Genomic DNA, 18437 nt, shown 5'->3' on the forward strand with positions numbered 1-18437 from the left:
TTCTTTAGTGATTTGTAATGTTTGCGCTGCACCCTCTTTTCGAGGATCAAAGTGTTTTGCAAGTCGCTCGTCACAATCGTTATAACGGGCTTCTAAAGCTTTAATAGTGTCAGTATGCTGCTGTCTGAGTTTCTTAATTAAAGGTTCCGTATTCCTAAGTGCCAAGATAGTAAATTGTTTTTTCAAATCCTTGCAATCTACCAATTCATAACCAGTATTGGTTTCTTTCTCAAAGGTTATATTGGGGAGTAAATTATCAAAAGCATTGAAGTAAACATGCAGTCGATAGCGTCCTCCTAATTGGTTTGTAAATTCAGAGGTATAATGATACTGGCTTAATTTTGGATTATTCCGAAATTCATTTTGATAAATACTCACATGGTGTTTGCCCAACTCATACTGGTTTTCTTTGTCTTTTACGATAGCGTGCACTTGTGCGGGACATTCAATACGGTAGTAGTCTTGCTCAGCTATGTTGGTATCTAATACCAATGTATACCCTTGCGGTAACTGGACAGTAGCCTCGTTTTTAAAGAAAATTAAACAGTGTGTTTTTAGCCATAAGGAACCCTTAAAAAATAAAAAATCGTCCACATTATAATTAAAAAACACGTTTTGTAAAAAAAGTTCTTCTTTTGGTTTTTGTAAGCCCTATTTGATTTCATTAAAAACTTTTTATGAATTAAATATACAATAAAAACAATGGGTTATGAAAATAGAGTAATATTTTTGATTATTTATAAGTCAAATTGATTAATGGTACCTTAGAGACATTTTTATCAGCCTGATCTGGAAAATGAGTCAGGCTGCTTGCAATAAAGAAATAATTTTTTATAATGTTGTCCAAATTACAAGCTATTAAAGCGACTATGTTTACCAAATTATATTTTCCAAACTTTTTTAAATCACAGTATGAAATAAGTATTAATGAAAAACTTTCATCACCTGACACGTTGAGATGGGATAGGGATAAATTTAAAGCTTTATTGAGATTAAAGATGCATGTTGCAAAACTCACCGTAAGCCTGAGTGAATTAAAAGGAGCTACGCAATCAAGCCGGGTTGATTTTTTTTATCAATATCTTTCATTGGTAATGCAAAATGCGATTTCCGATAGAAGTTTTAACCCTGCCTTATATAGCAACGAGTTAAACAATCGATTTTTGCTATTAAAAGATGAGGTTAAAGAACACAAAAATATTAATAAGTTTTTTTCGGGATGTAACATCTTTTCGAATTCAATTATTGCTTCTGCGGGAGCTCTAGGCCTCGTTTTATTTGGGGCAGCTGTATGTACTGGTCCATTTGGTATGGCTCTTGTAGCAGTAGGCATGTCCATTTTGTCGGCGCTGGTATTGGCGATTGCCGCTTACAGTATCTATGTAGATGCACGCTTTTTAGGTGATAAACAACTGAAAGAAATCGAAGCCGGCGTAAAATATTTAAGCAATTATTATCCTGAGGATGCTCGTTTCACTAATGAGCTCGAAGAAGATACCTCTTTGTTGTGCTGTATGTAAAAGTGGTTTTTGGTTAGTATTTCATGTGCAGCCCGCAGGCCAGATAAATAAGCACCATGGACGGTACTTGGATCGCTTGTAGAAGTTGCTTCACCGGCAAAATAGAGTTTTTCTGCTACTGGCTTAGCTAATAATGCAACAATATTTTTATCAACATTGATGGGTAAATAAGAATAGCTGCCCATAGTAAATGGATCGTTAGTCCAGTGTGATTGTTTTGCTTTGATTGGCTCAGGTATATTCACTCCATAAATTGTTCTTAAGTGGTGCATTGCCCATTCTTTTAAATGGCCTCTTTTTTCCATATCACGGGCAAGCTTACCAGCAGTAAATACAATGAGAACGGGTTTTTTTGTGTATTTATAATAATTAAAGATATTGAAGGCTTCTTCACCATTTTTGGGTAGTATACCAATCCATTCTTTATCTTTATCCCAAAAGACCTTATCAAACAATAAATATAATTTTTCATAATTTCCCATTTTTAATTCTGCTATTGCATTTCTTTTTTCTTCAGGCAAGGAAGGATGAAATATAATTTTATTGGCTTTTAGTACTCCTAAAGGAACAGTGATAATCACGTGTTTGGCATCATAGGTGTGGCTTTGAGTGATGACATGGACATCATCGGAAGTATAATCAATTTGTTGGACAATTTGATTCAAATGAATAGGAATATTCTGTGAAAATTGTTGAAAAAGCTGAAAATAGCCGGCAGGAATGAATGCATTTTTTCCAGAAGAAGTTGAGCTTTCATATGCTGAATATACATTACGTGATAATTGTGTCAAATTATCAGCAAATTCATAAGTGTAAATATTATCTAATGCATAATGCAGTAAGGCACGCTGCTCTGCATCCAACTTTTTTTTCTGTGCAAATACAGTAAAATTTTGAGCAAAAGAGAGCATGATATTTTGTGTTTTACTGTAACGTATAAATTCATGAGCCAAACTGGAAAATAATTTTAAAGAGTTTTCTGATACCGGTTTTCCGTCACTATTAAACAAAGCAAAGTCTTTTAACATCTCGGTTGGTTTAGAGTTATTGTAACTATTGAGCACTATAGTTTGTTGGTTTAACAAGGGGATTAGCGGGTTATGTTCAATCCCGTGAATCCAGGTAGCTCCCAGATCAATAGCAAACCCCCAATTATAGTCTGTATATACTCTGCCACCGAGGCGTTCTTTGGCTTCAATAACAAGTACGTCTTGGTGCGCTTGATGTAATTGCTTTGCGGCAGTTAATCCAGATACGCCCGCCCCTATGATTATAGTGTCATAAGAATGTTTTGCCCAAGAGCATGGAGCAACCAATAACAACGAAGCGGCGCAAATAAATTGTTTTTTTATTAAATATAAATGAGTAATCTTGGTGAGTAATTCATTATAACTTTTTAATTTAGTTTGTTTATTCATACAAATTGACCAAATAACTTCTCTTGCAATGCTCAGAAAAAGATAACCCAAATTAACGGACATCAAGGATGTGTGCAACCAATGTTTCAGAAAATATGGTGCTTATGTTTGAGTTCAGTAAAATATTGAACGTTTAGGATAGAGAATAGATGCATGGTTTGTAAATAAAGCAAACAAAAATTTTAACTATATCTTTCTTTACAACTATAGATTGAATTCGCTTTTGCCTTAAGTCTTAGTCAGTGAGTGGTGATTACTTGAACTATGAGGGTTCACTACTCCTGGAGATGGGGGAGCGTGTTGATGTTGCTCCAAATTTTTTTGTTTCGGCTGTAAGCCTCGTTTCGAGCTGGAGTCTGGAACGGCAACTTTTTTTAAAGCGGGTGAAACAGAGGATATTTCCTTCTTCTTTCCTTTGCTGCTTAGTAGTGTTTCTGCTGATTGATCAAGATGATCATTTCCCATTATTGCTGCTGTAATGCGTTCAGTGCCGCATTCACCTTTATCAATTTGATCTATCATTGCTAATAAGGCGCCTGTAGAATGGTAGCCGCAGCTAACGCCATCGAATATAGGCTGAGTTTCTAAGCGGTGTATTGTTATCTGCTGATCTAAAAAGGAGACATTGATTTGTTTGCCAATGTTAAATGCCCATAATCCAAATGCTTTAAACGGAGCTGTCAAGTATCCCCATGCCATTTCCCAAATAGACGGTGCATTAGAAGAATTGAAGAATTGTTCCGGTTCACTTATTTTTGAGTCAAAAACACTCATTTCTTTGTCTTCGTTTTGTGCATGATAAACTGCGACGTAGTGGCGCTCTCCAGAACCTTTTCCCAATAAAGAACTGCAAATATTAAAGTGATTCGTACCTAAGTGTTTTTCAATAGCCGTTATGGTTGCTTGATAAGAAGGTTCGGCAGCAAGGCCTTCGCCATTTTTTACAGCTAATGGGCTGGGAATGACAACAGAATTTTTTTCTTGGTTATAAAAATAGGTGACATTTATTCCCTCTGGGTCCTCCAGATTAGGGATAATGACGCCTACTTCTCGCTTCTCCCATTCTGGTTTTCCTGCGAGGTATTGTGTCACGATGTAATCCATTTCATCTGAAAATAACATATGCCTTGGCATAGCATCAGCCGTTTATTACATATAATAATATTTAGTATAAATAAAAAGAATTAATGTTTTATTAACTCCTGTTCGTAAAGTAGACAGGGTAAAAACCTCGAAGAGCATAATATAAAATTAAAACATCTACTCCGTAATCCCCAAAGCCTACATTCCGCGTTGTATGTGCTGAGCTTTAGGCTATATGCGAGCGACTGGATGCCGTGCATAAAGCACGGCAAGTAGGCAAGAAAGCTCTCTATTGAATAGTCCAGGTAATAATACCACTTGCATAATAAGAGATGTTACTTTGATTGCCATACCAATATTGGGCGACAGGCAAGGAAAGGCCGGCCTGCAGCATTATTTTGGATGTAGAAAATGAGAGGGATGGGGTTGCATAAATAATAGACCCTCCTGTGTTAGGAACATTAAGTGAGTCAAATTTGGTTTTAGCACTATATTGGCCATTTACTTCAAGTAATCCAAAAAGGATGTATTTTTTTTCTGCGCTTTTGATAGTACGTCCTATCCCGAGATTATAATAATATTGCGTTCCTTGCTGAATGGAGTCTTTTTTGCTTGCGAATAAGGCTCCTGGGGCAATAAAACCATACCAGTCAACGAGCATACGCGAGTAAGTAGCCCCAATAAAATAAGTCATCACATCAAAACTGGAAGGGGCACTTTTCCTGGAAAATCCTGATACACGGCTGCTTGGATTCAGTTTTTTAGTTATTTCATCTAAAGTACTGACAGGGAAGCTAGGAGCAAAAATAATAGTTGCTTGATCTGAATATCTTGAGTTTTCGTAATTATAAAATGCATATTCTAAATCAAGGGCAAGATCGCCGACGCCAGATAAGCTTTGATTGCCATTTTTATAACTAAAAGCATAGGGCAATGAGAGTAATATCGAGGCTGAGTCGGTGATTCCATAAAGAATGGAGGGAGTTCCGTCTAAAATGCGTTGGGTCTGGCTATATAAGTAATTGGGGTTAAAAGAAACAATAAATTGATTCTTATCAATAACATTTTGGCCAAAAGAAAAAAAAGGACCAGGCTGTTGTGACGTTGCTAGAGCAAAATTGCCTATGGCTGGGGGTTGATTGAGTGATACAGGCGTACTAGCGGCTGACCATTTTATATTGCTTATCAATAATAAAAATAACAATCTTCTAAGTGGGCTTAGAGGATTGGTTTGTCCTTGCATCCTGCGCTCTCCTTAAGTAAATCCTTCATCGTGTGTAGTGAAAATGCTTATCTTGAATCATTTGTATTCTTTCGCTTAAAAACACAATAGTATCATTAAACAATACTTAATCTGCATCATCATTTCTACAAAATCTAATCTATTAAATGAAACTTAAATCGGGTAACTTTATAGGTGGGTTGTGCAAATGGGAATATGAGTAAGGACACGTTAAATGACCAAAAATGAAGCGACAAGAAAAAGAAGTAGTATGATGAGATGGACAGTGATTACTATTTATTTTCTGGCAACCCTTTTTTCTGCTGCCTGGCATGGACCGCTCGCCGTGATTTTTTTACCTATTATTCTCGTCTTGACTATTTTTATTTCATCTTGCCTACATGGTAAAGAGCGATATGGTCTAAAGAATCTTATTTTATTTTTTATCATCACTTGGTTGGTCAGTCATTTTTTTGAAGCACTAAGCATTCAGACAGGTTTTCCTTTTGGGCATTATTATTATGATAAATTAGCTGGGCCTAGGCTTTTTCAGGTGCCGCTTATTATTATGTTTGCTTATTTTGGAACGGGCTACGCTTCGTGGATTCTGGCTCATATCCTTTTGGGACAATACGCTACGCCACTTGCTGGGAAACAGATATTCTTCGTACCTTTAATCGCTGCTTTTATTATGGTGATGTGGGATGTATGTATGGATCCTCTGTCTTCAACAGTCTATTCATTATGGGTATGGAGGGATGGGGGACCGTATTTTGGTGTCCCCTTGCAAAATTATTTTGGTTGGTTCTTTGTGGTTTATATTATTTATCAAATTTTTGCGGTTTATATTGCCAGGTATGATGTTATGGCTACGAGCAAGCATGCTGTTTTTTCTTCAAAAAACTTTTGGAGAGAAGCGGTCGCTATTTACGGGATACAGGGTTTATCCCAATTAGTTGATCCTTTAGGCGCTTCAACTCATTTAGATATTTATGGGGCGATGGCTCTGATTACCGTATTTACGATGATGTTCGTGGCTTTACTTGCTTTGCTTAAAATCAATGAGGTTAGATAGAAAAATCAGTAGTACTTCTGGTTGAAAGCAACCATACTAATTGCTTTCGCACGTAGGTGTTTCCTTGTTGACCACGTATCAATTTTGTTTCAAAACAATCATTTTTTCTTTGGACATTTCTTCCATGGTCCCAGGTATTCCCCCAATGCCATAACCTGATTGCTTTAATCCAGTAAAGGGCATCCAATCAGTACGAAAAGCGGTGTGTTCGTTAATGAGTACTGTGGAGGCTTCAAGACTTTCTGCTGCCTTTAATGCAGGCTCTAAATCCTCAGAAAATACGCTTGCTTGAAAGGCAAAGGGTAATGAATTTGCGGTGTGAATTGCCTGGTCAATTTTTTCATATTCATAAATACAGGTTACCGGCCCAAAAATTTCCAATTGTGATACTTTGACATCAGCGGCTGGATTGAGCAATACCGAGGGAATTAAAGTCGTTTCGGAAAGTCGCCCGCCACCAAATAATTTTGCTCCTCCTTTTGCCACGGCTTCATCGATCCAGGACATGACACGCTCAGTTTCACGTGGAAGAATCAACGGTCCTACTTCAGTTTCCTTTAAAAGGGGATCACCAACACGCAGTCCTTTCACACGGTTTACGAATTCGTCCATGAATGAGGTAATAATGTCTTTATGAACAAAGATCCGTTGTACTGAAACACATACTTGCCCGGCATGATAATAACCGCCTTTGACCAGGGCTTGGGTCGTTTTCGATAAATTCGCGCTGCGATCAACGATTACTGGGGCCGCTCCTCCATGCTCCAAGGCACAACGGGTTCCTGGAGACAGTTTGCTTCTTAAGTACCAACCCACTTTAGCGGAGCCTATAAAGCTTAAGAATGCGACTCGTTCATCAGTTGCAAGTCGTTCCGCTAAGTCATTATCTTCCGTAATGAAGGTTTGACACCATGCTTCTGCAAGTCCTGCTTGTCGCAATAATTCGATGAGTTCTAAACAACATAAAGGGGTTGTTGATGCAGGTTTGATGATTATCGGACAACCCACAGCAATTGCAGGGGCTACTTGATGCACAATGAGATTGAGTGGGTGGTTAAACGCCGAAATGGCGGCTACTACGCCAATGGGTTCTTTAATCGTGAATGCCCAGCGACGCTCACTAGCTTGGGTGAGTCCCATAGGAATTTCTTTGCCTGCAAAGTGACGTAATTCTTCTGCTGCATCGTTTAACCCATCTATAGCACGAGTCACTTCAATTGCTGCATCGGTCAAGGGTTTCCCTCCCTCTTGCGCAATCAACTTGGTAAAACGTTCTTGCTCGGATGCCAATAATTCGGCAGCACGTTTCAATATAGCCATACGCTCATAAGGTTTGAGCCAGCCATCACGATTTTTTAGGGTTGATGCCGCTTTCTTAAGTTTTGCGACAAGTGCTTGTGCATCATCAGAGGGAATTTCTTTAATTAATGTTCGATCAAATGCACGTACCACGCGAAGTGTTGTTGTCATTATTTTCCCTTTTTCTTTGGCGGTAGCCGCTCTTGTAATTCATCCACGAGGACACGTTTATTTTCTGAATAATCAATGGGAAACACAACAAGATGGACGCCTCCATTCTTGAATGCGTTTTCCAGGATGGATTGAAAATTTCCAATGGATTCAACCCGGGTGCCCCGTGCTCCGTATGATTCAGCGTATTTTATTAGATCAGGATTTGTGAATGTCATACCATAATCAGGAAAATGATCTACCGCTTGTTTCCAACGTATCATACCAAATGCATGATCTTCAATTACGAGTACCACCAGGTTTAATTTAAGTCGGACGGCAGTTTCTAATTCTTGACTATTCATCATAAAACCGCCATCGCCACACACAGCCATTACTCGGCGATCAGGATACAAAAGTGAGGCCATAATTGCTGAGGGAAGTCCAGCTCCCATTGTAGCAAGTGCATTATCAAGAAGAATGGTATTTGCCACTTGCGTTCGATAATTGCGGGCAAACCAGATTTTATACATTCCATTGTCCAACGCGAGAATCCCATCACGTGGCATTACTTGTCGGACGTCATACACCATACGTTGAGGAGTAAATCGATCCTCAGTAGCTCGCGCTGCGATTTTACTCAAAATTCCTTCACGTAAATGAAGGAGTGCATCTGCATGAGGGAGCTTACTCTCGAGCTTATCCGCAAGCAATTTTAAGGAAGGCCCCATATCCCCAATAACCTCTGCTTGGGGAAAATAAATTTGTTCCACATTAGCCGATTTGTAATTGACATGAATGACTTTAAGATGAGAGCCCATGATAAAAGGTGGTTTTTCTATTGTACTATGGCCAATCGTGATAATCAGATCAGCTTGTTCTATCGCTTCATGTACATAATCCCGCTCTGAAAGAGCCGCGGTTCCCATATAAAACTCTGTTGCTCCAGAAACCGTCCCTTTACCCATCTGGGTTGTGAAATAAGGAATTTTTGTGCGCGTAATAAATTGGGACAGTGCATTGGTTGCTCTTGGGCGTGAAGCAGCGGCACCAAGCATTACGAGAGGGCGCTTTGCTTTTTTAATCATTTCCGCTGCGCGATTTAACGACTCCTCACTTGCCACAGGGTATTCTATAGGGTGTGGCGGAATGAGAGCAACTTTTTTACTTTTCTCCGCAGCAATGTCCTCAGGAAGTTCCAAATGCACAGGTCCTGGGGTTTCTTCTTGAGCGAGATGGAATGCTTCCCTTACGATGGCAGGAATCATTGAAGGGGATACAATTTGACGCGACATTTTGGTTAATGGTTGCATAGCCGCCACAGTATTCACCATCTGAAAGCGTGCTTGACGCGAGGATAAAATGCCTTTTTGTCCAGTAATCATAATCATGGGCATCTGGCCAAGGAGGGCATAAGCTGCCCCGGTAGTAAGATTCAGAGCTCCAGGGCCTAAGGTAGTGATACAAACTCCGGGTTTACCCGTTAATCGTCCATAGGTTGCCGCCATAAACGCAGCTGCCTGTTCGTGCCGTGTTAGCACCAGCTTGATTGACGAGTTTCGGAGCGCTTCCACCACATCAAGATTTTCTTCGCCAGGAATGCCAAAAATGTATTTTACTCCTTCATTTTCCAGGGCAGCAACTAAGAGTTCAGCACCTTTACTCATAGCATTTCTCACTTATTCCAGAATAATCCATACTTCAATATTATACTAAAACTCATAAAATTGTTTCGCTTTGTGTGTCGATGCTTCGATTTACAAAGATGATCGACAACGGAACGACGATAATGATTAAGTCACTTTAATATGCTCGAAATGATGCAAAATTAAACATAATGAATTTATAGCATAAAGATATAAAAGGTAGGTACTAAAAGGATAAAAGAAACGGATTCAATGAATTTTTAGCATTTTTAGGGGCACAATATGAGCGACAGTAAATTCGTAGGGGGTCAGAAAAAAATAGCACTAGTTGATATCGATGGATGTCTTCTTATAAACGGTGAACTAAATATCAATCTGTTCAGAGACATTATGCATAAAATTGTTATCAATCGTTTTTTATTTGAATTCGCAAGCTGCGGTACGAGTGGGAAATAGTTGTGAAGTACACGAGGAGGAGCTACCACATCCATGTGGTGTTGCATCTTCCGTGATGCTATATTTTTCCTTTTAAGACATCCATTGTCATTCCTCGTTCTTGTTAATCATAACAAATTTCTCTAAAAGGTCATTACCATACTTGCTTAAATTTGTGTAAGAAATATCTTAAAGTAATGCAGTTTCCTTTTTTAGATAGTGCAAAGTTAACCAACTTATTTATCTGGCAAAATATCAATTTTAGTGACAAAACATTTCGTTTCACCACTCCAAGGAAGGGTATAGGCATCACAATGATAACTAATAATGACATGTTTATTATTTTGCATGGCAAAATCAGCTTGCTTTATCAGTTCTGATTTGAATTGCCCCAGAGTAAAATGAAAGGCACGACCACTGGCACCGCTGGCATTTTCCAAACCACCCAGGATCATTTCTCCTTCATAGGTCCCCCAAAGTTTACCTTCTTTGGCAACTTTGACAATGACTCCAGATTTCTGTCCTTTTTGTACTGTCCAGCACCCTGTTAAAAAACATAAGGAAATGAGTAAGATGGATGAGAAGAATATTTTTTTCATAGTACCTTAGAGTGAAATGAACACTTTTGCTTAGTAAGTATTCTATTATTGTAATGCAGTTTTACTCTTGATGTAATCACGTGATGCTGGATTCAGTGAAAAGCTTTTTTCTAATGAAATAGAGATCTTTATGTTCCATTTGTCACTTAAAATAAAAACTGTTTTGATAATAGACAATCCGAATATTTATTGATATATTCACTTTTTTTATTTTCAATAAGGAAAAGACATGTCGCTAGAAAAAGCAATCAAAATAGCCCAAACCATTTTAGCTGATATTCAAAAAAATATAGTGACTCGTAACAGTATTATCCCTTTATCTGAATTGCCTTTTGTTTATGAAGATGAAATCAAACAATATAGAGTTAAATTTGGAAAATCTTTTGATTTACTTCTGCAATCCATAACGAATCTTAACTTGGTAAGAGATGCCTCGGAGGTATTAGTAAAAAAAGCAAAGGGCTTTCAGGAAGGAGCTACCTCAACCTATATGCTGCAACAGCTTGCGGTTGCTTATTGTAAAATGGGTGCCTGCGGCGAACTCTCAACCTATGCTTTATTTGCATTATTAAAACAGCTTAAGGAGGAAAATATTGATTTGCCGATTACCTTCATTGCATTAGATAGTAAAAAGAAGAATATATTTACAGGGGAGTCTTATAATCATGCGTGCCTGTTGATTGGTGAGGTTGAAATTAATCCTGGTGAGCGCATAGACAAATTCAGTAAATTACCTGATACCGTCATCTGTTTTGATCCCAGCATCGGATGGATTGCACCGGCAAATAAAATGCTGGAAATAAACCAGGTATTTTTTGCAGCGCACGAAATCGATCATGTTACTACAGAGCATCCTGGGGTTATCCTTTTTCAGCCAAATGATAAAGCTTTGCAGAAAAAAGCACTTAAAATTGAAGCGGCAGCTCGAATTCTAAGTAACCAAATATTAGAAAAACTAAAAGGAATACATGATTTTAAACCGTTCTCTTTAGAGAATAAATCATTGCCGAAATTAGCTGCGCATGAGTTCAGTTTTATTAACCAAAACACTAAAAAAGACTATGAGGATGCGTTAGAGAAATGTACAAGCTCTCTTTTTGAAGACAGTTTATCTCATTGGAAATATTATCCTAGACGTGATGGTGACAAACCACGTCCAGCTCAAATTTTATTAAGTGTAAAGGATGAGGATAAAGCAAGCGTTATTCTTGATCATTTAATAAAGCATAAAATAACGGGTGTTCATCCGACAATGCAGCGTGTACAAGCAACTGGTTATTATGCAGTATTGATTGTTGAACCCAATCTTGTCGAGCTGCGCGATTTACCAAAGATAGGAAAAAATCAGAAAGACCATGCTCAAGCTTTGTCGGAAGCATCTCTAACAATGTTATAGAAATAGATCAGAGTAAGAGCTCGATTCTGCATACTGTAGCCTGGTTGCAAGTAACCAGGCTACATTACCTGAACAGTTTACAATAGCTCAATCAAGCGAGTTGTTAACAGATTCTAGTCTTATTAATGCGTCTTTTTATTTTTAAGTTCGCGTCAATTCTCCATTTATCTCGTTTCTATAGCGTTTTATTTTTTTAAATAAACGGAGTAACTTGAGATTGAGTTTATTTTCTAATTCGATAAGGGGCATTTGATAATTATCTAACTGTAAATCTTTAACAGAGGATTTACTGGCAAATAAAATATAGTTGTTGCTCACTGTTGGACAAATAAACAGGTCAGCAAAATAATCTTGCATGCATTGAATAAAAAGGGAGTCCAGTTCAGGAAGTTCATGAAAATTGATAACCAACCAACCCCGATCATCCAAAATACGATGCGTTTGTTCTATAAATTGTTGCTGAATTTGAAATACGTTCATTCCATAATCAAGATACAGGTCAGCAAAAACTATTTGAGTACTTTTACTTTTTTGAAATTTAATTGCATATTGTGCATCTGCAATTAATATTTCGATATTTTGGGCTTTCGGTAATTGAAAGAAATTCATTGCTACGTCATACACTTTTTCACGTAATTCGGTACAAAAAAGATGGCATTCAGGTAAAAGAAAATGGAGGCAGTGAATTAAACTTCCTCCACCTAATCCTAATAAAGTGACATGGTTTGGCTTAAGCAAGGCGAGAACTAATACCATTACACGAGTGTATTCATGGACAGGGATATGAGGATATTGAATATAAATGCCGGTTTGATCATAGACTGGATCGAAGTTTAACGCCCTAATATTTTTTTTATCGACGACGAAAATATCGCCCCAACAATCATTCGTGCGATAGATGACAGTATTTCCAAAAAAATCATTATTATTTGAGTTCTTAGAGCCCAATTGTATGTCCTTCAATACAGCAAAAGGGTCTAGTATTTCATATCATGTTCCAAGACACTATTTTTTAACTCATAAAAAACTAGCTTCTTGGTCATAAATAAACTCTTATAAATCTATGTACTAGGTTTTATGCGTGGTATTCAGAGATCTTGCTTTTAAAAAGAACTTGGCAGTACCTTAGTATCGCTCTGGATGCCGCGCAAAAGCGCGGTTAGGAAGAAGGGTTTATGAGAATTTATTCACTATACGAACGAGGGTACTAATGTTTGACTGTCTTCCTTAGTGCGGGTGTCCTGCAACGCAAATACACCAAGATTACTTGCCGCTTTTGCGCTGCCTGGTAACAGAGAGGTTTCCAATGGCTTTTTAGCAAAAGATTTCTTATCGTCAAGCAGGACAGTACCATTGCTATCGGTAATCGTTAAATGTAGGGCTTCATTATTCTTATATTGATTTGGCTTTAACGCAACAAATTGTCCTGACATATCATAGGAACGAACATATTCCTCTGATTTGGCATCCAGGTCGGAGCTATTCGTAACCTGTAGACGACAGGTGAATAACTCTCGAGCTGCTGCCCATTCCTGTAACTTACCTTTTTTAGATAAGGCTTCAGTAAAATCAATCGTATCTGTATCGAGAACAAGCGAGCCAAATACCTCAGCCACATGATGCAAAACATCGGGTTGCGTTGTACCATAGCTCAGAATGAAAAATTTATTACGCACAGGAATTAAAGCGGAGGTTTTTTTTAAGGATTCGACATCCTTTTCCAGCCCTTTTATGAGAAGGTTGTTATCCCCTATTGTATTGTCACCATCCGTAAATAATAAAACATTATTGTGCTGTGTTGATTGAGAGAGCATAGTCAATTTATCGGAGACTGTTCCGAAAAGCCGGGTTGTTCCAGTAGCATTTAATCTGGTGATATCTGTAGCTAACTGAGAACGATCTGATTTTCGATAACTACCCATTCCCACCTTTGTAGTAGCTGTATTAAATTCAGTGATATTAATGACCGCATCAGGTTGAAATTCGAACAAAGCATCAGCAAATTCGATCACACTCTTTTTCAATGCATCCAAACGGGCTCCCTCCATACTGCTACTGGTATCTAGAACAAAATGATAGGCAGGTGGCGTGATTGCATCGGGAACAAAAAAGTAAGGAGTTACTTCAACTGTATCTTCACTTATTCTATTCTCTGCATAAAAAACCTTTTTCTGTTCAAAGGAATCTGAATGGACAAAGAGCAAAGGTAGTTTTCCATCAATTAAAATAAGTTCTTGTTTATTAGCTTTTAGAAATTCCTTGATGTTGAATTTGATTTTCTCACCTTCAATGCTCATAAACTTATAATTTAAAGAATTAAATAATGGGGCATAAGCAGTCGATGGAAGTTGGATATTCACATATTCCTGTTCTTTATCAAGTGCGTATTCCAATCCTGTCATTTGTAAAACATTCAGTACAGCCAGACAGGATTTTTTATGTGTTTCAGCCATTGCATCATCAGAGCAAGCCGCTTGAGCAATTTCATTGGTCAATAGCTCAGCAATACTCATACGTCTAACAGTAGGTTTTATCGCATCTTTTTGTAAAAGGGCTTGCAAATTTGTTACGAGAGTTTCAGCGTCGTTCACTGTTTCTGGGGTAAAAATAACGCGCTCATCTTTACATATAACCTTGGCATTATTTAGGGTAATCCCCATAGCTTCCAGCAATGCTTCCATATTCTTTGAACGTAAAATATTATTGACAAGACGCCCCATAAAATTCCCCTTTTATTAAAATAAAGACAAAAGTGTCGATAATAATACACACAATTAAAGGGGAAAAATAGACGAGCCATTAATTTCTCTATTTGACTCATTAGGGTTCATTAAATACAATAATTACCCTGTTAAAAATAATAGAACCAACGTGTTTGATAAAAGTAGAAGTCAACTGGAATTATACAATAATTATATCTACCATCCAGGAACGCATACGTTGCTCTCTCCCGTAGCCGGTAGCCGTGCCTGCGAGTTACACTTGATTTATGAATACAGGAATTATTTCACCTCTTTTCAAGAGGCTATCTATTCAAATCAGCGACTCAATATTATCCCTATTGAGTATAAAGAAAAAGCAGATAAGATTTCGAAAGGGATATTAGCCCACTATATAAAAAAATATGCTGATGCTGAAATTACACTAGAAAATGCGGTCTCCTGGACGCAGATTGGGCTGACAAGAACCTATCTTAGTGACTTGGAAAACGAATGGAATACCTGGTGCGTACAGGCCATTGTTAGTGAAATTGGCTCTGATACTCATATCTCGGAAGGCAAATATCGACCTGGATATATTTGTGCTTTACATGAGTTAATGCATGTTGAGGAAACGCCTCTAGGCATTTCGAGGCAAGAATATGAAAAATATAAGGATGTTGTGGAAGTTCTGACGGTTACGAGAACCTTAATTCTGCTGGATGAGGTTTATAAGAAAACATTGGATATCCCTATGGATTATATTGCTGATTATGATAATAATTTTAATCTAAATGGGTATGTTATTTCTCAAGGAAAATTTGCAAATTTTTATCGTGCACTTGAAACGAAATACGGTTCTTTAGCTGAGGCTTTGGTTTCCGATGAATCGTTGACTTTTTTAGGGTTCCCTTTGCATCAATATCCTGATATTAGCATGCACGTAGTACGTGAATTCATGGCTGTTTCAGGAGCTGTTGCGATTTTGGCAGGAATTGTATTATTATGTTTTTTCAGTATTCCCCCATTGGGCGCTCTGGCACTAGTGGCTGGTGGTGCGGTCCTCACTTTAATTGGTATTGGGCTATTTTCCTCAGAACGTAAAAAAGAATCGGTGGAGTCGAGAATGCAAAACCTCGAGGTGCCATCATTGGGGGGGCCTTCAATATAAATTGCAGAATCAATTTACTATTCCCCAATTATTTTCACTAAGGCTCTTTTATCGCGACAACCATCGAACTCACCGTAAAAAATTTGTTCCCATGGCCCAAAATCGAGTTTTCCTTCAGTAACCGCTACTACAACCTCCCTTCCCATTATTTGTCTTTTGATATGGGCATCAGCATTATCTTCTCCAGTATTGTTATGCTGATAATGCGAAATGGGTTCATGGGGCGCAATGTGTTCAAGCCATTTTTTATAATCCTGATGTAAACCCTCTTCATCATCGTTAATAAAAACAGATGCAGTGATATGCATGGCATTAACCAAAACAAAACCCTCCTGAATACCACTGTCGTTTAAGCACTCGCGCACTGTATCGGTTATATTTATAAATCCCATACGTGCAGCAACATGAAACCATAATTCTTTTCTATAAGTTTTCATTGAATACTCTCAAGTAACACTCTCAGTCCAATCGTCCAAAGTTTACTATAATTAGATCTAGTTTGGCTAACGAGGAATAGGTGGATGATTATGGTTAGTAATTCTCAATATTTGAAAATAAATCTGGATGGCATGCGTGCAGCATCTGAGTTTAAAGAAGTTTATCAACAAGTAACGCATGAAATGTTAGAAAAAGAGCATTGGACGCATGAGGAAAGGGAAGCCATGCAGTTGCTCTTTGAAGGCAATGATCCCCAAACGATTCGTAACCATATACAATTAGATGAAGAATCCAATAGAAAAATTGCAGATATCTATTTTATGATTTTGTTAAATACTCTAATACGCAGTAAAATCCCGATGCCATTTGAATTACCCGAAAAAGAAATTACTTCTTGGCCTGATAACTACCCTATAGATCAATTTGCTTCAGATCTTCTTAAGCATAAAAAAGAGATGGCTTCTACAGCTGTTGGAAGGGAGGTGATGAAGGCTGCTTCTGAATATACTTCTTTATATGAGGGTACTGTAAGCCAGAATCCAGATATAACAAATCAAAAATCAGACACTAAAAGTTCGACGTTCGATCGAGTTTGTGATTCATTGGGTTTTTTATATGGTGTGGCAGATGGATTATCGTTTAGCGCTAAATCTCCACTCCCTAGCGTATTAACCATGACTAGTGATTCCGCAAGTGCAGGATATGCTGTTGGGATGTTTGCTAAAGGTGTTTTTGAATTAGGTGGGGTAGTTGCAACCTTAATGAAATAGCAGATCAAATAATGTTTTATCCCAATCATAATTCAGGCCTGGATTCAGCGAAACGAAACCCAGGTATTTAAACCCGGGCCCGGGTTTGGATAATGTTCACCCCGGACTACCAGGAACTGAATTTGCTCTGTAATCCTAGAGTAGGAATAAGCCCAATTAAAAAATGCTTATTCGACTACTTTAGAGTGGGTTGTTCTGACGTTGTGTGTACCGGGTTATTGTCACCTGGTTTAAAGAATTGTTGTCCAGAAGACGCTGCTTGCTTACTTAAATAGTCTAAAAACTCATTCATTAGAATTAATTGATTTTTAAAATCCTCTTCTAATTGAGGATTAGCTAAGCGTTTTTCTTCAAACATTTTGATTGAGAGTTTAAGTGCTTCTGCTGGTTCTAGAGGACCACCTTTTTTATCTTGATAGGCGCTCAATTCAGAAGATATTTCACTTTGAATAGCAATGTAGGGTAAATGACTCTCTATGGCATTATAAAAAGTATGGGTAAATAAAGATTCTAATTGCTCTTTGAGTTCGAGTTGATCTTTTGCAAACTGGTTGATGAATGCGCTTTTGAGTGTAATAAATCCAGTTAGTGTTTGTCCCATGGAGTGTTGTTTGGAGATCAATGGCCTATGACCGAATTTTTTTAGATTTTCATTGATGTAAGGGTAATAATCCGCAGCTTGTCCACTGCGAAACTGCATCACTCCCTCGCTATAAAACCATGCCGTCAGTTTATCGTGTTCCAGGGAGGTTGTTTCAGCAACTTTAATGACGAAAGCACGCATTTCTTTTTCGTAAATGCTAAACGTAGAGAAACCAGGCATGAAAATCCTTATTTGTTAAATTTAAAAAATGAAAGACTACAGAAAATAAAGTGAGGGGTAAAGGGCTGTTTTATAAAAAACAGAACCTTGCGATTTTTGGAAATGAGTATGCTTAATTTAAGTAAGGTTATTATAACCGATGTTTAATTTGATCATAGATAGAACCTTCTATTCCTACATGAAAAAAACCATCAAAAGTGTGCAAGGGTATTTCCATTACCTGTGCAAAAGTATGATAGATGGAATTGCTGTTGATGGTGGCTGATAAAGGAATTGTAAATCCATAAGGGGGATAATTAAGATCCAAATCATTTATTGATTTAATCGCTTTTATTCCTTGCAGCCAGTGTTGGACACAATCCTCTTTTAGATACACTGTGCGGTGGACATGAATAGGTAGTGCAAAAGTACCTTGTTGCAACCCATATTGATTGGCAAATTCAGTATCGTAGGCAACGCAGTAAGCTTTTAAACTATGATCTTTGTTGTAACCAATTGGTACTATATTCCCGCTTTTTCTTGATGTAGCAAGGCCATGTAGTTGGGCGATGACGTGATTGCTTTCAATCTCCCTTAAAATCCAAAAATCATGAGCAAAACGATTAAAAAAGGGGATTGGCAACTGAAACATGGCTGCTTGAATACAATATCTTCGCATAAGTATCTCCCAGTTCAACGTGTCCCTATAATGTT

The 18437-nt window shown here is 37.8% G+C and carries 16 protein-coding genes and 1 pseudogene; 5 read left to right on the plus strand and 12 right to left on the minus strand.

Features of this window, described 5'->3' with window-relative positions:
- A pseudogene (locus tag Lpar_RS07510) lies at window positions 1-492 on the minus strand (hypothetical protein); the annotation flags it as partial.
- A 506-nt stretch (window positions 493-998) separates the two neighbouring features.
- Here Lpar_RS07510 and Lpar_RS07515 point away from each other — a divergent pair.
- The gene (locus Lpar_RS07515; protein ID WP_237759362.1) at window positions 999-1520 is read left to right on the plus strand and encodes a hypothetical protein; all 522 of its coding nucleotides are present in this window, start codon (window positions 999-1001) and stop codon (window positions 1518-1520) included.
- Here Lpar_RS07515 and Lpar_RS07520 read toward each other — a convergent pair.
- The 3 genes from Lpar_RS07520 to Lpar_RS07530 all read right to left on the minus strand — a co-directional run bounded on the left by Lpar_RS07520 (window position 1454) and on the right by Lpar_RS07530 (window position 5264).
- A complete protein-coding gene (locus Lpar_RS07520) occupies window positions 1454-2938 on the minus strand; it encodes a flavin monoamine oxidase family protein (protein ID WP_058517363.1) in 1485 nt (494 codons plus the stop codon). The two genes, Lpar_RS07515 and Lpar_RS07520, sit on opposite strands and share 67 nt — an antisense overlap.
- Window positions 2939-3166: 228 nt before the next feature.
- Window positions 3167-4030, minus strand: coding sequence for a hypothetical protein (locus tag Lpar_RS07525; protein ID WP_133133961.1), 864 nt, complete (start codon window positions 4028-4030; stop codon window positions 3167-3169).
- Between the two features lie 280 nt (window positions 4031-4310).
- Window positions 4311-5264 carry a hypothetical protein gene (locus Lpar_RS07530; RefSeq protein WP_115341273.1) on the minus strand — a complete coding sequence of 318 codons (954 nt, stop codon included), beginning with the start codon at window positions 5262-5264 and terminating at the stop codon, window positions 4311-4313.
- A 214-nt stretch (window positions 5265-5478) separates the two neighbouring features.
- Between Lpar_RS07530 and Lpar_RS07535 the strand changes: the two genes are divergently transcribed.
- Window positions 5479-6318, plus strand: coding sequence for a carotenoid biosynthesis protein (locus tag Lpar_RS07535; RefSeq protein WP_058517365.1), 840 nt, complete (start codon window positions 5479-5481; stop codon window positions 6316-6318).
- Window positions 6319-6396: 78 nt separating this feature from the next.
- On the opposite strand, the gene Lpar_RS07540 is transcribed toward Lpar_RS07535, so the two are convergent.
- From Lpar_RS07540 to Lpar_RS07550, 3 genes are all read right to left on the minus strand, one after another.
- The gene (locus tag Lpar_RS07540) at window positions 6397-7788 is read right to left on the minus strand and encodes an aldehyde dehydrogenase family protein (protein WP_058517366.1); all 1392 of its coding nucleotides are present in this window, start codon (window positions 7786-7788) and stop codon (window positions 6397-6399) included.
- Window positions 7788-9434 carry an acetolactate synthase large subunit gene (locus Lpar_RS07545; protein ID WP_058517367.1) on the minus strand — a complete coding sequence of 549 codons (1647 nt, stop codon included), beginning with the start codon at window positions 9432-9434 and terminating at the stop codon, window positions 7788-7790. Before Lpar_RS07545 ends, Lpar_RS07540 begins: the two co-directional genes overlap by 1 nt.
- 650 nt (window positions 9435-10084) lie before the next feature.
- On the minus strand, window positions 10085-10447 hold the full coding sequence (locus Lpar_RS07550; protein WP_058517368.1) for a hypothetical protein: 363 nt from the start codon (window positions 10445-10447) through the stop codon (window positions 10085-10087).
- A gap of 229 nt (window positions 10448-10676) precedes the next feature.
- On the opposite strand from Lpar_RS07550, the gene Lpar_RS07555 reads away from it, so the two are divergent.
- Complete coding sequence (locus tag Lpar_RS07555; protein WP_058517369.1) at window positions 10677-11843, plus strand: hypothetical protein; 1167 nt, start codon at window positions 10677-10679, stop codon at window positions 11841-11843.
- A gap of 141 nt (window positions 11844-11984) precedes the next feature.
- Here the strand turns inward: Lpar_RS07555 and Lpar_RS07560 are convergent, their stop codons facing one another.
- Both Lpar_RS07560 and Lpar_RS07565 read right to left on the minus strand, forming a co-directional pair.
- Entirely contained in the window at window positions 11985-12791 is an 807-nt protein-coding gene (locus Lpar_RS07560) for a class I SAM-dependent methyltransferase (RefSeq protein WP_058517370.1), read from the minus strand.
- A gap of 242 nt (window positions 12792-13033) precedes the next feature.
- On the minus strand, window positions 13034-14563 hold the full coding sequence (locus Lpar_RS07565; RefSeq protein ID WP_058517371.1) for a VWA domain-containing protein: 1530 nt from the start codon (window positions 14561-14563) through the stop codon (window positions 13034-13036).
- A gap of 151 nt (window positions 14564-14714) precedes the next feature.
- Here Lpar_RS07565 and Lpar_RS07570 point away from each other — a divergent pair, with 151 nt between their 5' ends.
- On the plus strand, window positions 14715-15713 hold the full coding sequence (locus Lpar_RS07570) for a hypothetical protein (protein ID WP_058517372.1): 999 nt from the start codon (window positions 14715-14717) through the stop codon (window positions 15711-15713).
- Window positions 15714-15730: 17 nt separating this feature from the next.
- On the opposite strand, the gene Lpar_RS07575 is transcribed toward Lpar_RS07570, so the two are convergent.
- A complete protein-coding gene (locus Lpar_RS07575; RefSeq protein ID WP_058517373.1) occupies window positions 15731-16150 on the minus strand; it encodes a secondary thiamine-phosphate synthase enzyme YjbQ in 420 nt (139 codons plus the stop codon).
- A 90-nt stretch (window positions 16151-16240) separates the two neighbouring features.
- Here Lpar_RS07575 and Lpar_RS07580 point away from each other — a divergent pair, with 90 nt between their 5' ends.
- Window positions 16241-16921 carry a hypothetical protein gene (locus tag Lpar_RS07580; RefSeq protein WP_058519203.1) on the plus strand — a complete coding sequence of 227 codons (681 nt, stop codon included), beginning with the start codon at window positions 16241-16243 and terminating at the stop codon, window positions 16919-16921.
- 175 nt (window positions 16922-17096) lie between these two features.
- On the opposite strand, the gene Lpar_RS07585 is transcribed toward Lpar_RS07580, so the two are convergent.
- Window positions 17097-17744, minus strand: a complete 648-nt coding sequence (locus Lpar_RS07585) for a hypothetical protein (RefSeq protein WP_058517374.1) — start codon at window positions 17742-17744, stop codon at window positions 17097-17099.
- Window positions 17745-17874: 130 nt separating this feature from the next.
- Complete coding sequence (locus tag Lpar_RS07590; protein WP_058517375.1) at window positions 17875-18402, minus strand: hypothetical protein; 528 nt, start codon at window positions 18400-18402, stop codon at window positions 17875-17877.
- Window positions 18403-18437: the final 35 nt, after the last annotated feature.

Origin of the sequence: Legionella parisiensis, assembly GCF_001467945.1 — a bacterium.
In the GTDB taxonomy this organism is placed as follows: domain Bacteria; phylum Pseudomonadota; class Gammaproteobacteria; order Legionellales; family Legionellaceae; genus Legionella; species Legionella parisiensis.